The organism is Virgibacillus phasianinus (assembly GCF_002216775.1).
Lineage (GTDB): Bacteria > Bacillota > Bacilli > Bacillales > Amphibacillaceae > Virgibacillus_F > Virgibacillus_F phasianinus.
In genome coordinates this window covers 2,926,218-2,942,048 of record NZ_CP022315.1, presented here as the reverse complement: position 1 = coordinate 2,942,048, position 15,831 = coordinate 2,926,218, and the positions used below count along the sequence as shown (strand labels likewise).

Sequence of the window (15,831 nt, the reverse complement as noted above, 5' to 3'; positions counted from 1 at the left end):
CTTAGACAGTTGCTTCAAGGGCCGCCCGTGATATAATAGAGCTAAATTTAATATAATCTTTTCTGTTAGGAAAACAAAAAGCGAATTAATAAGCTGCATATCAAGATACAGCTTATTAATTCGCTTTTTTCCATAACATTTTCATGGCAAAGGGGACCATCCCCAACCACCTGTTTGAAAATGAATGTTTTGATGTTTTGTGTTCCTTCCGTCTCGCCTTTTTTTCATCGGTGGATAAATCTAAATAAGCAATAATTTGCCCTGTTATATATTTGATATAGTCATTTCCACTCATGGTATCACCTCTTTTGAATAGTATGACACGCTTGTATCACTTTTATTCATTGGCGACTTGACTGGTAATTTGGAAAACAAGATCATCGATTAATTTGTTATCTGTTGATACGGTAATCGCAGCACAGGATTGATACAAATGGATTCGTCTATCATACAACTGTTTCTTCTCATCTTTATTTTTCCTCCATAATGGTCTTGATGTATCGAATTGTAATCGTTTATCAATCGTGCGAAAATCGGTTTCCAAATACACAATAATACCAGTTTCAACCATTTGGTCGATATTAGAAGAACGTTCCACAATTCCTCCACCAGTCGACACAACGCAGTTTTCAGTCGGAATATTATGTAATGCATTGGACTCATACTTCCGGAAAGAAGCCTCCCCTTCCCTTGCAAATATTTCAGGAATGGTTTTATTATGTGTTGTTTCTATAATTGTATCCGTATCTATGTAATCACAGTTTAAACCCTCACTTAACTGCTTCCCAACAGAACTTTTGCCGCTGCCCATAAAGCCAATTAAAAATATATTTTTCATCTTTTTCACTCCCAAAATATTTTTTTTAAAAAGAAGGAGATTGCCAAATGTTGTCGAATATATAACGTTGATAATGAAAATAAAGGAGGTGATACTTCATTGAACTCCGCAGCCAACCTCTCTGAAAAACTGCTACGATCTTCGTTTAAAGCTTTTGCATCTGACATTCATTTCTATCCATTTCCGAACCATACTGACATTTATTTCCGTGTTCATGGAAAACGCGTTTTTCACAGTTCTATTCATGCAACACACTATCAACTTTTGCTTACCTTTTATAAATTCACCTCCGGAATGGATATTGGTGAACTCCGCAAGCCACAAAATGGAATTATTACGTATAGTGACCAAACACAGCATTACGCGCTACGATTATCCACTCTTCCGGTTAACAACATGGAAAGCCTTGCAATTAGAATTTTACCACAGGATGAGATTCTAACCCTAGAACAACTTTTTCTTTTCCCGTATCAGCTGAAGAAATTACGTGAATGGATTAAACATCGTTCTGGAATCATCCTTTTTACAGGTCCGACCGGGAGTGGAAAGACCACTACACTATACGCTTTACTCCAAACTATCCTTGCAGAAGAATCTTACCAGACGATTACATTAGAAGATCCAGTTGAAAAGGAGATCTCAAACATTTTGCAGGTTCAAGTAAATGAAAAAGCCGGCATTACCTATCAGGCTGGTTTAAAAGCTGCGCTCCGCCATGATCCGGATATAATCATGGTTGGCGAAATCCGGGATAAGGAAACAGCAAAGTTTGCTTTTGACGCTTCATTAACCGGACATTTAGTTTTAAGTACACTTCATGCCAAAAACGCAGAAGGAACGATTCATCGACTGCTGGAAATGGGATTAAAGATAACGGATTTACAGCAGTCCCTTATTGCAGTAGCTGCATTGCAGCTGATACCTGTACAAATGAATCATGCCATCGTGCGTCGTGCTGCAATTCTGGAATTGTTAGATGGCGCAACGCTAAATCATGCACTTAAGGGGCAAGATGTTCAAAAAGTTTCTTCATTTCAATCCTTTACAAAACTAAGGAGGAAAGCATATTTGTATGGGTTTATCACTAAGGAACTACTTCAGAAAGGCGAATCCCCATAAGTTAAAAAAAGAAATACAATTACTTTTCCTTACACGTCTTTTACGACTCTTAAAAAATGGTTATAGTCTGCTCGATGCCTTGGAGGTTATGAAATGGGACAAACAAATGCAGGCATCAACAGCAATCATCGTTCAGTCACTTAAAGAAGGAAGTACGCTTGACGAGGCCTTTGTGAAAGCTTCATTTAATTCGACCATTACGACTTACTTATATTTTGTTAAGGCAAATGGTGATATCCAGGCAAGCTTAGAAAAGTGTATTGAAATGTACCAGCAAAGAATGGAATTCACTGCCAAATTTCAACAAACCATTCGTTACCCTTTACTGCTCCTGATCATCTTTTCAATTCTGCTTTACTTCATTAAAAATTCCATTCTTCCATCCTTTTCCGACTTGTTTTTAACAAATGCTGTCACATCATCAACCATATCAATTTCCCTGATTGTCATCAATATTTTTGGGACTTTTGCCTGGGCTGGCATTGTCATCGTATTAGTCTCATTCTTTGGATGGCAATATATCAAAGATAAAGTTAGTATTGAAAGTCAACTGAATCTGTATCGTAAAATACCTATTTACCGGAGTTACAAACGTGTTGAAACCTCTTTCCTGTTTGCAACACATTTTAGCTCCCTATTAAAAACCGGGATTTCAATAAAGGATATCCTAACAATTATGTCCAATCAAACACAATCACCCATCCTTTCTTATTATTCCCATTTAATGACGGACGAGTTAAACAGAGGCCATCACATCAATTATTTACTGACACAATTATTTTTACTGGAACAGCAAATTGCTCATATATTTCAAAAAAATGCAGATGCACAGGCACTTGAGAAAGATTTAACGGTATACGCAGGTATTGTTACAGAGGATCTTAATCGCCGGATTACAAAAGCTATTTCGTATATACAACCCATCTTTTTTATTATTCTGGCCGGGTTCATCGTTTTAATCTACATTACGTTAATGTATCCAATGTTCCAACTCATCAAAACAATTTAATGGAGGTTTAATTATGTTACGAAATCAAAAAGGGTTCACACTGATTGAAATGCTGATTGTTCTAATGATCATATCTGTCTTGATCATTTTAATCGTTCCAAACTTAAGCGAAAAAAGTAAGGACGTCTATACAAAAGGTTGTGGAGCATTAGTTGCTGTTGTACAAACACAAGTTGATTCCTATTATTTAGATAAGGGCTCCTATCCAGCTACCCTAGCAACTTTAGAAGAGGCGAAATATATTAAAGAAAATCAGAAGACCTGTTCAAATAAAAAAGCATTGAATTATGCAATCAATGCGGATGGTGTTGGTATTGTCACGGAACCATAAATAGAGGTGTGCGATGGATAATAAAAATGGTTTCACTCTGATTGAAGTTATTTTTGTTTTGGGGGCCTTGGCCATTTTGCTAGTGCTAAGCGCCCCTATCAAATTTGCTGTCCTGGATACACAAAAGGAACAGCAATTTCTAACAGCCTTTGAAAATGACTTATTATACATGCAAAGCATTTCATACTTGTCAAAAGATAAGGTTGGCCTGGAGATACATGCTGATTATTACAAGATTGTTGTTACAAAGAATTATAAAGTGAAAGACATATTCCAGCGCAGCATTCCGAACGATTGGAAATTTGATTTGCTGACCATTCAGGATAATTTCATTTCATTCAATAGTTCAGGAACCATCAGACAGCCTGGCACTATTCGTTTGCGAACAAATAAATCAATGTATAAAATCGTTTTTCCTTTAGGTAAGGGCAGGTGTTACATTGAAAAACTCTAAAGGATTCACATTAATAGAAGTGTTAGCAGCCTTTTCGATTACTACCATGCTAATCATCACTGTTTTGCCGCTTTCCATCCAAATAAAAACCGAGCAGCAATTGTTAGCTGATCGGCTAGCAATCGTTACCATGCTTTACGATGAACTACAACGACATATTTGGTACGAAGACACGAATTTAAGCTTATACAAACCATATAAAAAGGAGCAGCTTGCCTTTACTTTTAATCCTACAAACGATTATTTACAAGGATGTGTGGAATGGATCAATGTTAAAAAGAAAAAAGAAAAGTCATGTTTATACGGATACCCTATTTAATCAACAAGGTTTTACGATATTATCCATGCTGCTTGCCATCACTATTCTTTTCATTACTATCCCTTTCCTAGAGTACATGACTAAATCCTTAAGCTATACTACAAATTATACAGACCTTTCCTATCATCAATTTTTTCATTTTTTCCGTGATGATTTACTTCGTTCAACCAATTATACAATTGGTGATCAGGCTGTTTACTTCCATGCAATTGATGGAACAAAAGTGACTTACGAAAAATATCAGGATATTATCAGAAGGCAAGTCGACGGAACAGGACACGAAGTAGTTATTAACGGAAATGTAAAAAACGCCTTTTTTGAAAAAATATCTTATGGTGTAAAAGTAACAATCACAACAAAGGATGGGGCAAATTATGAAAAGATCTTTACTGTTTATCAGTAACGAAAGAGGATTGATTCTTCCATTAACACTACTGATAACAGCCCTCTTGTTCCTTTTTTTAAGTACAAATGTCGCAATTTATCATAATGAATTAACGATCACAAGAAATGAGCTATCACAGTTAAAAATAGACACACTTTTTCAAATGGGAAGATCCAAATTAACAAAGGAATTATCCATGCAGCAACAGGATAGTGGAACAGTTCAGTATACCTTTCCCGATGGAATTGTTGAAATTAGTTATTTTAGGAAATCGGAAATATATCAACTAGCGTTTTCCATTTCGACCCCCGACAACAAGATTTATACAGTCGCCAACCAGATAACTTTGAAAAAGGAAATGAATAATGTGGGCAACCTAAGGTCAAACTAATGGATACATTAATGTTTTTTCCATTTGTATTGTAAGATTTATTTACATTAATTAGATTGTCGTTTATAATAACTATGATAAGGTTATCTAAAGGAGGGGAAGGCATGGATCGAATGTTTCGTGTGCTTGCCTTTTGGACAGGGATTTTCACTGTAATGTTTGTTGTTGGTGATATGAACAAAACAGCATTATTATTCTTGGTTCAAACGGTATTTTTCCTTACAGTAAGTTACTTAAAATTGTCAGAGCGCATGTATATGTACTTATTCGGAGCTTATTGTACTGTATTTATGGTTGGTTTTACCTGGTATTCAAACTTCATACTGGTTCCCGGATTCGGGCACTAAAAACAAAAACCCTGCTTACATACTTTTTAATGCAGGGTTTTTTATTTTTAACCTTTTACAAATGGGTTAACACGTTTTTCTTCGCCAATTATTGTACTAGGACCATGACCTGGATAAACAATCATGTCATCAGTCAATGTATACAGTTTAGTCCGGATACTTTCCATTAATTGTTTAGTATCGCCCCCAGGTAAATCGGTACGGCCTACGCCCTGATTAAAGAGCAGGTCCCCTCCAATAATAATCCCAGCATCCCTGAAAACAAAGCAAACACTTCCCGGCGAATGACCCGGAGTATGGAGTACATCAAAGGTGAAAGATCCAATTTGCATTTTCCCCTCATTCAGTTCATGTTCTGCCATTCTAGTTGTTATTGGGGTTGATGTAAACAGAATGGAACCATTCTTCTTTGGCTCTAAAAGCCAATCCGACTCATTTTCATGAAGATAAACATCTATTTGATATCTTTTTCTTAGTTCATCAACAGCACCGATATGATCAAAGTGAGCATGTGTAAGCAGGATTGCTCTAGGCTTATAGGCTTTATCCTTAAAAAAGTCAATTACTTCCTTCGCATCCCCGCCGGGATCAATTATTAGTGCATCCGTTTCATTATAAATAAGATAGCAATTTGTTCCCAGTGGCCCAAGTGATTTTCTTTCTAGTTTCATTAAAAATTATCCCCTTCTGTTTTTATTATCATGTTAACAAAATGAACCTAATAATCCTCGACAAATAGATTATTTTGCTATAAAATAAATAGGAATGAATGATTAGTTACATAATAATACAAACGCAATTCCAATAGCAATCATAACATGCACGGAATTAATGAAGGAGGATACAGAAAACATGCACCTGTTACTAGGTATATTATTATTCATTGTCGCTATACTAAGTGTTATTTCAACTGTTAAACAAATGAAGGCTAAAAACCTGTTTGGTCTTGCATTTTCAGCAGTATCTGTACTAGCTTTTGGGTTTTTCTCCGTCATGACTATTATTCAGGAAATTACCGGATAACCGGGTAAAGCTAACTTTTTGTTAGCTTTTTTATTTGCATGAAAAAATCGGCACTCTTTACGAATACCGATTTTGTACACTTTTTTACTTTTCCTCATCAAAGTTAATAAAGCGGAAAAGATCACCATAAATCAAGTCGTCTGAATAACCAAGTTCCATTTCTATCTCATCCTGTATATCCATACATGGATTTTCTTTTTCGGTAGCAGTGTTGAACCCTACCCCATCTTGATTTAACGGTTCACCTGTTTTACGGTTATAACATATCCCATTGGTAGAGACGTATTGATCACTGACATAATCCCCATTTCTAAATGCGATGTATCCTTTACGATCATTGATAAATAAACGATTGCCAAATTGAATATCGTTCTCTGCCTTGACTCCTAATAAACTTAATAGTGTTGGCTTTATATCAATTTGACCTGCAACCCCGGACATTACCTTTCCATTCCCATTGCCTGGTATGTGAATAAAAAATGGCACCCGCTGTAATTGAATGTGGTCATAAGGAGTAATTTCCTCTTTACCAAGATATTGACTCATAGCTGTTTTATGATTTTCACTAATTCCATAATGATCGCCCATTATAACAATGATGGAGTTTTCATATAGTCCCGCATCCTTTAACTGCTGAAAAAACTGTTCAATTGCTTCGTCCGTATAACGAACAGTTGGGAAATAATGATTCAGTGTACTTGATGTTGAATGGTACGGTTCAATTGACCTTTCCTCTTCACTAAGTTCAAATGGGAAGTGATTTGTCAATGTAATAAACTTGGTATAAAATGGTTCCTTAATCTCTTGAAGATACTTTATCGACTGTTCAAAAAATGGTTTGTCCTTCAGCCCCCAGCCAATTGAATTTTCAATTGTTATTTGGTAGGCTTCTTCCCCGTAAAAATGATCGTATCCCAAGCTATCATACATCTGATCCCTATTCCAAAAGCTTTTGTTATTTGCATGGAAGACAGATGTATAATATCCTTTTTGTTTAAATAATTCCGGTAATGCATGATATTCATTTTGCCCATGTGTGAAAAATACCGCCCCCCGGGGCAATGGATAAAGAGAATTTTCCATGATAAATTCAGAGTCTGAGGTCTTTCCTTGTTTCGTTTGATGATAAAAGTTTTCAAAATAATACGTGTCTTCATCGTTCACCAGACTGTTTAAAAACGGCGTGATTATTTCCCCATTTACTTCTTTATTTATGACAAAGTTTTGCATGGATTCTGCAGAAATAAAGATTACATTTCGATCTTTTGCAACACCGAACATGCTTGACTTATCGTCACTTTTAATTTCTTTATCAATAAACTTCCTGATTTCCGGTATTTCATTACCATCCGCAAAAACACGCTGCGTTTTCACTTTTGAATGAACTGCCAAATCATAGATATGATAATTAAACAGACCAATATTCTTCACTAAATATTCGCGGTCAAACGCACGAGTAAATAACTGAGGTCGCTCCATTTCAGCAAGAAAAAAGTTTCCTGCAAGTAACATTAATGACATTGCTAATGCAAAAACTTTACCACTTTTAGGATAACTGACCGCCAGTTTATCCTGTTTCCTTTTACTAAAATACCAGATGATTGCGACATCAAAAAACAATAAAAGATCAACAGGTTTTACAAGCGTTAGAATACTGCCGCCTAGATCCCCCATATTACTTGTCTGAAATAACTGTGGAATGGTAATAAAATCAGTAAATGAGCGGTAAAAAACCAGGTTAAAATAAATAATGATTGTTCCAATTAATGCTGTGTAGCGTAGAAATTTCATTTGCCGTTGTTCTTTATTAAACCAAACACTTATCGCAAACACCAAAAATGCTGAGATAAACGGGTTAATAAGTAAAATTAGTTCCTGCATGGAATTGTCTAATTCAATACTGAAGAAAAAACGATAGACAATATATGTCTTTAATCCAAATAACAGTGTAGCCACTATATACAATGGAATTTTAGTTCGCATAAAATTCATATAGACTTCCCCCTAAACAAAAATTTTCATTTTGTTCAGTTATTTATTAACTTTTTAATTACCCCATTTTATAATTTAGAAACCATATATATATTCGGTTCCCCTACACATATGACGGATTATCGATTAAAAAGGTTTCAATAATTTACAATACTAAAATAAGATTATTTTTTGTTCCCTAGTCTTTCCTTTACCAAATAGGCAGCTCCATAGATTCCCGCATCATTACCAAGCTGCGCCGTTTCAATGGAACATGCCTTGGTTAGCCTTTCCAGTGCATAAATGCAAAACGACTGATTAATTGCATCTAATAGTGGTTTTCCAGCTTTCGAAACACCTCCACCAATTACTATTTTTGACGGATTTACTATTGTAGCAATGTTGGAAAGGACTAGCCCAAGAACATCTCCAGTTCGGTCAATAATCCTCTGACAGTCCTGATCCCCAGTACGGGCTAAATCAAACACGTCCTTTGAACTTACATCACGATGTTCATGATAATGCTTTGCCAGATTGCTAGATGGATTTGTTTCTATTACTTTTATTGCTTGTCTTGCGATTCCTGTCGCAGATGCTACTGTTTCTAAGCAACCGTTTTTCCCACAATTACAAGGGTATCCATCAGGGTTTACTGTTATATGACCAATTTCACCAGCGGTTCCGTTGACACCACTGAGGAGCTGACCATTTGCTATGATGCCCCCTCCTACACCCGTCCCTAGTGTAATGGCTACAAAATTGCTTGCCTCGTTTCCTGATCCCTTCCAATTTTCACCCAGCGCTGCCAAGTTTGCATCATTTTCAACAAAGACTGGCAATTGAGATTCTTCACTTAACTTATTGCCTAAGTCAATTTTTTTCCATCCAATATTTACAGCTTCCTCAACGTACCCTTTATCCCCTACGATAAACCCTGGGGCTCCAACCCCTATTCCCAGTATTCGTTCTTGGCTTATTTCCAGATCCTTTGTTTTGTTTTTAATTGATTGTGCCAAATCGGGTATTATTTGCATACCTTCATTATTTTTATTTGTGGGTATTTCATATTTGTTTAAGATCAGTCCGTCTTCCGTAAGAAAGCCAATTTTTATGGTTGTTCCACCGATATCTACACCAATTAATACATTTTCCATCATTCATCCGCACCCTTTTCCTCACGAATTTTTCTTGCTTCCTGTTTAAGAATCAGAACCGAAAGCTGATATTCTTGTGCACTAATACATGCGTTTTGATATAATTCTTTTATTTCGTCTTCCATCAGTTCTAGATCAGCCAACCGATTACCAATATAAATAAAGGTCCCAAATTTTTTTAATAATTGCCTGACATCAAATACTGTTTTCAAAACATCATCACCAATTCATACCTATTGATTTATGTATTCTGTAACCCTTACATATTATACCATGAACAAAAAATACCTCAAGACCCGCGATATATCACTTATCAGGGTCTTGAGGATCAAGAAACGTTGGTCTTCTGTTTTTCAATGGGATCGGTGAACGAAGAAATATATCACGAAATGCACGGTAAGAAAATGGCAGAAATGGCCAAACATATGCTATTTCATACGATTTAATACGGACAATATATAGAAGCCATGCCGTGATTCCAACCACGTATCCGGCTACACCGAAAATCGATGTTACAACTAGTAAGAAAATACGCACTAACCGATTAGCCAAACTAAGTTCATAGCTTGGTGTTGCATATGTGCCAATTGCTGCAATTGCTATATATAAAACAACTTCATTGGAAAATACTCCTACTTCTACAGCAACCTGCCCCATTAAAACAGCTGCGACAAGTCCTAATGCGGTTACAAGTGAGGATGGAGTATGGAGAGCAGCCATCCGCAACATATCGACCCCTATTTCGGCAATTAGAAACTGCAGGATCAATGGAATAGTACCTTCTTTAGCTGGTCCGATAAAGTCTGCTGAGGCAGGAAGGAGTGTTGGATCCGATGAAAATAGAAAATACAATGGCAGTAAAAACATCGATGCCATAACAGCTATAAATCGAACCATCCGTAAATAAGCACCAATAACTGGCTTTTGCCGATATTCTTCCGCATGTTGTAAGTGATGCCAATAAGTGGCAGGGGTAATCATAACACTTGGTGACCCGTCAATAATGATCAAAACGTGACCCTCAAACAGATGTGCAGCCGCGGTATCCGGGCGCTCAGTATATCTCACAGTTGGGTAGGGATTCCAATGGCGACCACTCAGGTATTCCTCAATTGTCTTTTCCGCCATTGGCAAGCCATCCGTATCGATTCGTTCCAAATCCTTCTTCATCTTTTCGACACGCTTTGCATCAGCGATGTCAGCAATATAACACAATGCAATATCTGTTTTGGATCTTCTCCCAACTTGCAAATATTCCATTCGAAGCGTTTTATCACGTACTCTTCTTCTGGTAAGTGCTGTATTGAATACAATTGTTTCGACATAACCGTCACGTGATCCCCGTACCACGCGCTCCAAATCCGGTTCCGCCGGCTGCCTGACAGGATATGTACGAGCATCAATCATAATTATTTCATCTATACCTTCAACAACTAATGCAATAGGACCTCCAAGTACCAAGTCTATCGTTTTGTTCAGATCCTGATTATGCCCAAGCTCAATATAAGGAATATATGTCTTAAGCAATTTCTTTAGAGGATCTGGCTCAAGGTCTTTGGGTTCAAGCTTTGCAAAAAATTTCATGATAAAATGTAAAATTTCATCTTTTGCGAATCCATCAATTAGGAATAATGACATTTTGCGTCCCATATATTCCAGGTTTAAATGAATAACGTCAAAACTTTCATCGACACCCAGATGTTTATGTAAATAGTCTACATTTTCCTGATAGGTAGAAAATAAAGGTTGCTTTTTAGTGTCCATTTATATAATCACCCTGCACTTTTATAAGAATCCATGCTTTTATTCTGTTCCCCAGTTTGTATTCCTATGCATATTTACTGCGCTTGTTTCATAAATCTTACTAAAACAACCTATTTCAAAGGATGACGCTATGAAAAAGTATCTAGTTCTATCTATTTTTTTAATCCTGAGTATCTTTTTCGTTTTTTTATATCAGACAAAATTAAGTTCAATTCCAAGTATCAGTTACTTCCCGCTTGATAAAGAAACTCATTTTGTAAATGCGAAAACAAACTTGGATATAAAAAAACAAAAAGTAAACAAGAAATATACGATTACATGGAATGTATTATCGAAAAGTGATAAAAACATGTACTTACGGCAGGATGTTTCCTTACTTTTTAACAACGGAAAATTAATGGGCGCATTAAGTAAATGGCATGAAGATGAAGAAACACTGCAATTAAATGCGCAGCTACAGTCTGAGGGAACAGGGTATCTTCAAAGCCTTTCCTATCATCATGGCGAAATTCACTATCCAAGTGGGGCGATCAAAAGTATTCAGCAAATGACATATGACGAAATATTTGTGGTTGAAAATCCAGCAGGAGACGTTCATACTTTCCACAAACCAAAGTCCACGAAAGATATCGACTGGGAAAAAGCTTTAAATGATAAAACATCACAGTTTCTGCTTTATCACTGGAACAAACTACTGAGTCATTACCAGATTAAAAAGGATGACTACGTGATTGTTCCCCTTACAGCATTAAACCGCTTTAATACGAACGAGCTGCCATCAATGTCGCAGGAACAAACCAATCAAATAATCGGACAGCTTTGGGAAGGTTTATACAAAAACTACATTGTGCCCATTACGTATAAGAAAGAACAAGTCTCAAGCTTTGTTCCAATTATTCTATTTAGTAAAGATCAAAACCATTTACTCGTTTTATTTGAAATTAACGGAAAAAAAGAACGATTAATACAAAAATATTAGAAAAAGCGACATAACAGCTTAATGGCTGTATGCCGCTTTTTTTACTTTATCTTTTCCCCCATGATTTGCTCATATAAATTGATATATGATTCATCCTCAGGATTTAATTCATAAGCCTTTGAAACAAATTTTTCAGCCTTTTGCTTCTTCCCCTGATTATCGTACAACATTGCTAAATTATAGTATGCTTCCGGCATTTCGCTATCCATCCCTACTATTTTTTCCAAGTCAGCAATTGCAAGGGATGGTTTACCCAATTCAATGTACGAGTATGAACGTTGGAACAAGAATGCGGATATTAAATCATCAGAATCCTTAAGCGCATCTGTTGCAATCTGAACAACTTCCTGATAGTTGTTTTCTGCTAATAAGTCTTCTATTTCAGACAACTGATACATGGCACTTTCTTTAGCATGGTTGATACCAAAGACCACTAAAAAAGATATTGCAATAAAATAACAAATAAGTGCACCAATCTGATATATTGTCTTTCTTTTACCTGGCAATGAAACGATAAAAGAAGCAACTATTCCACTTACTAAACCGCCAATATGTGCACTATTGTCAATTTGCGGAAAGGTAAATCCGATAATTAAATTTATCCCAATCAGGACAATAATTCCTTTGCCCATCATCAAATTAAATAATTTTTTATTCATTAATCCAAAATATAATAATGCTCCAAATAACCCAAATAATGCTCCAGAGGCACCAGCAGAAATATTAGAAGAAAATGCAAAACTGGCAAGTCCCCCTCCAATACCTGCAAGCATATATACAATGAAAAATCGGGTAGATCCATATATTTTTTCAACTGCTGGCCCAAGATAATAAAGGGCAAGCATATTCATAAAGATATGAAATAATCCAATATGAATAAACATAGAAGAAAGTATCCTCCACCATTCTCCGTTAACGATAGCGGGGTTATACTTTGCACCATACTTAATCAGGGTTTCGTTTGAATTGCTGCCGCCGTTCATTTCCAGGAAAATAAAGAAAAGAATATTCATTGCTAGAAAAATGTAGGTTAAGAACGGTTTTCCATGAGAAAGTACATTTTTCATTTCTTGTTTTTTGGTGTACAGTTTCTGTTTCAATTTATTAGTTAAATCATGTATCTCTGTTTCCTTTTCTTCGTCTGAATAATCATCGGCTTTCAATTCCAGAGAAAGATTCAAATCCTCATTTAACCGTTTTTTTTCCTTATACAGATCAGATTGATCCAAATAAAATACCTTTAATTTAATCGCATTTCTTTCTTTCAATTGCATAGGTATTTTTAACGACTCCCATTCACCAACAGGGGGGTGTTTTGCTACATATACATTTCTCACTTCAATACGATGTTTTCTTGATAGCAGCCGTCTAATCGCTTTTGTTTGGTGAAAAGCTAAAGCGATGTCTTTTTTTAAATCATTAATCCAATAAAATTCTTTATGTACAAGTCTGATCACATACGAAGTTTTGTTGCTTTCTTTTTCTAACCAAATTTCCTCCCGTTGCTCATCCAGCTCCAAAATCTCGAATTTTTCTCTATCTAATAACTGATCAGCCAATTTATACATGATATGTTGTTCATTTACATACATTAACTTTCCTCCCTAATGACCATCATATCAAAACTTTTCTTAATTTTCCCGTAAAAGATACCTTTTTTCAAAGATTATTGTTTTCCACAATATCTATAAATTGCAACGTAACAGCAACGTGATTTCCGCTGCGGGCAGTCGCTTTCCGCAGTGGCCACAGGGCGCCAAACATGATCTTTAGTTACGTCGCTATTTTTAGCAACTGTGACGATATTAGCAACAAGCTATGCAATAACAGCCCTCAAATAAAAACAAGGCAGCTGCAATAAAGACAACTGCCTTGTTTATTGTATTATCCGTTTGTTGATGTTTTGGTAAACATGTTTGATAATATTTTATTTTTGATGGCTGGCATATTCATGGTTATCATTACTCCCAGCTTTCGTAACACACTTACAGCCAAGATCATATTCATTAATTTATATCTCCATTTATAAAGAGCCACCATCGCTGAGAGCACAACACCAAATAATAAAATAATTCTCATCTGAACACCCTATTTCTGTTTTATAGTGTTCTTAGTTTTACAGAACTTCGGGTATTTATACATCAGGAACCAATATATCGATCATACCATGATCTGGCTGTAATTGTATCTTCCGTCCCCTGGACGAGAACACGGCCATCGGGAAATAGGACAAATGAAATTTCATCATCAAATTGTGCCTTAAGCAGGAATGGTGTTTGTTTAACGGAGGCTACAGGCATCAATTTTTTTTGCCATTTTTTCAGATCTAATGCTTTCCGTTGGTGAATTTGTACTGTATTCCTTCCGCAAAGTACAGTTTCTTCATCTTCTGCCTTTCTTCTCAATGAAGGAAATTCCCTATTTTGACATGTCGGACAATCTTTTTTAGGCTTGGATAAGTTGATGTCATATTGATTGTTAACCCAAATATCAAAGGTTCGAAGTGTATTTCGCAGTACCTTTTCATTACCCGTTAAATATTTTATCGTTTCTGTGACCTGCAATGAGGAAACCATATCAACTGCAGGTGCAATTACACCAACAGTATCACATGTTTGTCCATCATTTGCAGATTCCTGAATCAAACAACGCAAGCATGGTGTCTTGTCAGGTATAAAAAATGCTTGCATTCCCCTAGAACTGACAACTCCCCCATAAGAAAATGGTATCTGATGCTTAAAGCAGCCATCATTTAAAATAAATCTTGTGGATAGATTGTCGGTCCCATCCATTACAACGTCAATTCCATCCAGTAGCGGATCAATATTTTCAGCTGTTACATTGCCAACAATTGCATCAATTACGGTTGAACTATTTATTTTTTTTAGTTTGCTTTTGGCAGCTACTGCTTTTGGCAGTGCTTCCTTCACATCCTCTTCATCGTATAACATTTGCCTTTGCAAATTAGAAAGTTCAACATAATCTCTATCTATTATTCGGACTCTGCCCACACCGGCACGGACTAAATGGTTACAAATAACTGTGCCAAGCGCACCTAATCCCACAATAAGTACACTGCTTTTTTGTAATTTTTCTTGACCAGAATGTTGAATTGGATGAAATAATAACTGCCTGGAATAACGATTGGAAACCATATAAGTACCTCCTACAGAAGAATTCCTTGTTCAGTAACAATATAATTAACCGGTAGATCATATTTTTCCACAGGGATTTCGTGTTCGAATTGACCATCGCTTACCAATGAAGCAGTAGAATTTGGAAAGTCGGCTAAGAATCGATCGTAATAACCACCGCCAAATCCGATCCGATACCCATGTTTATTAAAGAGTAATCCAGGTACTAGTAACAGTTCAATTGAATTTTTATCTATAGCCTGTGAATTATCCGGATTCGGCTCCTTTAAGTTGTAGTATACAACTTCCAATTGCTCATATGTATGTAAATGATAAAAGGTAAGTTTCTTATGTACCGGGTCACATTTTGGAACAGATACAAGTTTGTTTTCTTTCCATGCAGTTTCAATAATGCCCCTAGTATCCCACTCAAACCCCTGTGATATAGTGACTCCAATCGACGATGACTGCTTCCACAGGTCAGAATTTACTAATTCGTAAGTAAGCTTTTCTTCGATAGAAATCTTTTCTTCTTTTGACAATGACTTTAGGTATTTTATGCCTTGATTCCGCAGCTTGGATTTCTCCATATGAATCTCCCTTCTCCCGTTTA

The 15,831-nt window shown here is 36.2% G+C and carries 21 protein-coding genes; 10 read left to right on the top strand and 11 right to left on the bottom strand.

From position 1 onward, the window contains the following. Positions 1 to 115: 115 nt before the first annotated feature. Together CFK37_RS14160 and CFK37_RS14155 are read right to left on the bottom strand one after the other, a co-directional pair. A complete protein-coding gene (locus CFK37_RS14160; RefSeq protein WP_089062469.1) occupies positions 116 to 295 on the bottom strand; it encodes a YqzE family protein in 180 nt (59 codons plus the stop codon). Positions 296 to 337: 42 nt separating this feature from the next. Next, positions 338 to 838 carry a shikimate kinase gene (locus CFK37_RS14155; RefSeq protein ID WP_089062468.1) on the bottom strand — a complete coding sequence of 167 codons (501 nt, stop codon included), beginning with the start codon at positions 836 to 838 and terminating at the stop codon, positions 338 to 340. 99 nt (positions 839 to 937) lie between these two features. On the opposite strand from CFK37_RS14155, the gene comGA reads away from it, so the two are divergent. The 8 genes from comGA (at position 938) to CFK37_RS14115 (ending at position 5,193) form a co-directional block, all read left to right on the top strand. Beyond that, entirely contained in the window at positions 938 to 1,957 is a 1,020-nt protein-coding gene (comGA, locus tag CFK37_RS14150; RefSeq protein WP_089062467.1) for a competence type IV pilus ATPase ComGA, read from the top strand. Then, a complete protein-coding gene (gene comGB / locus CFK37_RS14145; protein WP_089062466.1) occupies positions 1,911 to 2,966 on the top strand; it encodes a competence type IV pilus assembly protein ComGB in 1,056 nt (351 codons plus the stop codon). Before comGA ends, comGB begins: the two co-directional genes overlap by 47 nt. Before the next feature lie 13 nt (positions 2,967 to 2,979). Next, on the top strand, positions 2,980 to 3,297 hold the full coding sequence (gene comGC, locus CFK37_RS14140) for a competence type IV pilus major pilin ComGC (protein WP_089062465.1): 318 nt from the start codon (positions 2,980 to 2,982) through the stop codon (positions 3,295 to 3,297). Positions 3,298 to 3,310: 13 nt separating this feature from the next. Then, positions 3,311 to 3,751: a competence type IV pilus minor pilin ComGD gene (comGD, locus tag CFK37_RS14135; RefSeq protein ID WP_089062464.1), complete on the top strand. Its 441-nt coding sequence runs from the start codon at positions 3,311 to 3,313 to the stop codon at positions 3,749 to 3,751. After that, positions 3,738 to 4,070 (top strand): prepilin-type N-terminal cleavage/methylation domain-containing protein, encoded by a 333-nt coding sequence (locus CFK37_RS14130; protein ID WP_089062463.1) that lies wholly within the window; start codon positions 3,738 to 3,740, stop codon positions 4,068 to 4,070. Before comGD ends, CFK37_RS14130 begins: the two co-directional genes overlap by 14 nt. Then, entirely contained in the window at positions 4,021 to 4,473 is a 453-nt protein-coding gene (comGF, locus tag CFK37_RS14125; protein ID WP_089062462.1) for a competence type IV pilus minor pilin ComGF, read from the top strand. Before CFK37_RS14130 ends, comGF begins: the two co-directional genes overlap by 50 nt. Then, positions 4,445 to 4,846, top strand: a complete 402-nt coding sequence (locus CFK37_RS14120) for a PDC sensor domain-containing protein (protein ID WP_089062461.1) — start codon at positions 4,445 to 4,447, stop codon at positions 4,844 to 4,846. Before comGF ends, CFK37_RS14120 begins: the two co-directional genes overlap by 29 nt. A 104-nt stretch (positions 4,847 to 4,950) precedes the next feature. After that, positions 4,951 to 5,193 (top strand): DUF2626 domain-containing protein, encoded by a 243-nt coding sequence (locus tag CFK37_RS14115; RefSeq protein ID WP_089062460.1) that lies wholly within the window; start codon positions 4,951 to 4,953, stop codon positions 5,191 to 5,193. A gap of 47 nt (positions 5,194 to 5,240) precedes the next feature. On the opposite strand, the gene CFK37_RS14110 is transcribed toward CFK37_RS14115, so the two are convergent. Next, the gene (locus CFK37_RS14110) at positions 5,241 to 5,864 is read right to left on the bottom strand and encodes an MBL fold metallo-hydrolase (RefSeq protein ID WP_089062459.1); all 624 of its coding nucleotides are present in this window, start codon (positions 5,862 to 5,864) and stop codon (positions 5,241 to 5,243) included. Positions 5,865 to 6,045: 181 nt separating this feature from the next. Between CFK37_RS14110 and CFK37_RS14105 the strand changes: the two genes are divergently transcribed. Beyond that, complete coding sequence (locus tag CFK37_RS14105; RefSeq protein WP_089062458.1) at positions 6,046 to 6,216, top strand: DUF2759 family protein; 171 nt, start codon at positions 6,046 to 6,048, stop codon at positions 6,214 to 6,216. An 84-nt stretch (positions 6,217 to 6,300) separates the two neighbouring features. Here the strand turns inward: CFK37_RS14105 and CFK37_RS14100 are convergent, their stop codons facing one another. From CFK37_RS14100 to CFK37_RS14085, 4 genes are all read right to left on the bottom strand, one after another. Beyond that, positions 6,301 to 8,208, bottom strand: a complete 1,908-nt coding sequence (locus CFK37_RS14100; RefSeq protein WP_089062457.1) for an LTA synthase family protein — start codon at positions 8,206 to 8,208, stop codon at positions 6,301 to 6,303. A gap of 164 nt (positions 8,209 to 8,372) precedes the next feature. Next, positions 8,373 to 9,344: an ROK family glucokinase gene (locus CFK37_RS14095; RefSeq protein ID WP_089062456.1), complete on the bottom strand. Its 972-nt coding sequence runs from the start codon at positions 9,342 to 9,344 to the stop codon at positions 8,373 to 8,375. Continuing rightward, on the bottom strand, positions 9,341 to 9,553 hold the full coding sequence (locus CFK37_RS14090; RefSeq protein WP_089062455.1) for a YqgQ family protein: 213 nt from the start codon (positions 9,551 to 9,553) through the stop codon (positions 9,341 to 9,343). The genes CFK37_RS14095 and CFK37_RS14090 overlap by 4 nt, the downstream gene beginning before the upstream one ends. Before the next feature lie 94 nt (positions 9,554 to 9,647). Continuing rightward, positions 9,648 to 11,105 (bottom strand): spore germination protein, encoded by a 1,458-nt coding sequence (locus CFK37_RS14085; RefSeq protein ID WP_089062454.1) that lies wholly within the window; start codon positions 11,103 to 11,105, stop codon positions 9,648 to 9,650. A gap of 130 nt (positions 11,106 to 11,235) precedes the next feature. Here CFK37_RS14085 and CFK37_RS14080 point away from each other — a divergent pair, with 130 nt between their 5' ends. Further along, on the top strand, positions 11,236 to 12,084 hold the full coding sequence (locus tag CFK37_RS14080; protein ID WP_089062453.1) for a hypothetical protein: 849 nt from the start codon (positions 11,236 to 11,238) through the stop codon (positions 12,082 to 12,084). Between the two features lie 41 nt (positions 12,085 to 12,125). Here CFK37_RS14080 and CFK37_RS14075 read toward each other — a convergent pair whose 3' ends face one another. From CFK37_RS14075 to CFK37_RS14060, 4 genes are all read right to left on the bottom strand, one after another. After that, complete coding sequence (locus CFK37_RS14075) at positions 12,126 to 13,676, bottom strand: rhomboid family intramembrane serine protease (protein WP_089062452.1); 1,551 nt, start codon at positions 13,674 to 13,676, stop codon at positions 12,126 to 12,128. Positions 13,677 to 13,968: 292 nt separating this feature from the next. Continuing rightward, positions 13,969 to 14,163 carry a hypothetical protein gene (locus CFK37_RS14070; RefSeq protein WP_089062451.1) on the bottom strand — a complete coding sequence of 65 codons (195 nt, stop codon included), beginning with the start codon at positions 14,161 to 14,163 and terminating at the stop codon, positions 13,969 to 13,971. Between the two features lie 62 nt (positions 14,164 to 14,225). Continuing rightward, entirely contained in the window at positions 14,226 to 15,239 is a 1,014-nt protein-coding gene (locus tag CFK37_RS14065; protein WP_089062450.1) for a ThiF family adenylyltransferase, read from the bottom strand. An 11-nt stretch (positions 15,240 to 15,250) separates the two neighbouring features. Next, positions 15,251 to 15,808, bottom strand: a complete 558-nt coding sequence (locus CFK37_RS14060) for a 5-formyltetrahydrofolate cyclo-ligase (RefSeq protein ID WP_089062449.1) — start codon at positions 15,806 to 15,808, stop codon at positions 15,251 to 15,253. Positions 15,809 to 15,831: the final 23 nt, after the last annotated feature.

Bases quoted from the DNA above. Each gene is read 5' to 3' on its own strand.
- CFK37_RS14160 (WP_089062469.1), bottom strand. From the start codon at position 295: ATGAGTGGAAATGACTATATCAAATATATAACAGGGCAAATTATTGCT.
- CFK37_RS14155 (WP_089062468.1), bottom strand. From the start codon at position 838: ATGAAAAATATATTTTTAATTGGCTTTATGGGCAGCGGCAAAAGTTCT.
- comGB (WP_089062466.1), top strand. From the start codon at position 1,911: ATGGGTTTATCACTAAGGAACTACTTCAGAAAGGCGAATCCCCATAAG.
- comGC (WP_089062465.1), top strand. From the start codon at position 2,980: ATGTTACGAAATCAAAAAGGGTTCACACTGATTGAAATGCTGATTGTT.
- comGD (WP_089062464.1), top strand. From the start codon at position 3,311: ATGGATAATAAAAATGGTTTCACTCTGATTGAAGTTATTTTTGTTTTG.
- comGF (WP_089062462.1), top strand. From the start codon at position 4,021: ATGTTAAAAAGAAAAAAGAAAAGTCATGTTTATACGGATACCCTATTT.
- CFK37_RS14120 (WP_089062461.1), top strand. From the start codon at position 4,445: ATGAAAAGATCTTTACTGTTTATCAGTAACGAAAGAGGATTGATTCTT.
- CFK37_RS14115 (WP_089062460.1), top strand. From the start codon at position 4,951: ATGGATCGAATGTTTCGTGTGCTTGCCTTTTGGACAGGGATTTTCACT.
- CFK37_RS14110 (WP_089062459.1), bottom strand. From the start codon at position 5,864: ATGAAACTAGAAAGAAAATCACTTGGGCCACTGGGAACAAATTGCTAT.
- CFK37_RS14105 (WP_089062458.1), top strand. From the start codon at position 6,046: ATGCACCTGTTACTAGGTATATTATTATTCATTGTCGCTATACTAAGT.
- CFK37_RS14100 (WP_089062457.1), bottom strand. From the start codon at position 8,208: ATGAATTTTATGCGAACTAAAATTCCATTGTATATAGTGGCTACACTG.
- CFK37_RS14095 (WP_089062456.1), bottom strand. From the start codon at position 9,344: ATGATGGAAAATGTATTAATTGGTGTAGATATCGGTGGAACAACCATA.
- CFK37_RS14085 (WP_089062454.1), bottom strand. From the start codon at position 11,105: ATGGACACTAAAAAGCAACCTTTATTTTCTACCTATCAGGAAAATGTA.
- CFK37_RS14080 (WP_089062453.1), top strand. From the start codon at position 11,236: ATGAAAAAGTATCTAGTTCTATCTATTTTTTTAATCCTGAGTATCTTT.
- CFK37_RS14075 (WP_089062452.1), bottom strand. From the start codon at position 13,676: ATGTATGTAAATGAACAACATATCATGTATAAATTGGCTGATCAGTTA.
- CFK37_RS14070 (WP_089062451.1), bottom strand. From the start codon at position 14,163: ATGAGAATTATTTTATTATTTGGTGTTGTGCTCTCAGCGATGGTGGCT.
- CFK37_RS14065 (WP_089062450.1), bottom strand. From the start codon at position 15,239: ATGGTTTCCAATCGTTATTCCAGGCAGTTATTATTTCATCCAATTCAA.
- CFK37_RS14060 (WP_089062449.1), bottom strand. From the start codon at position 15,808: ATGGAGAAATCCAAGCTGCGGAATCAAGGCATAAAATACCTAAAGTCA.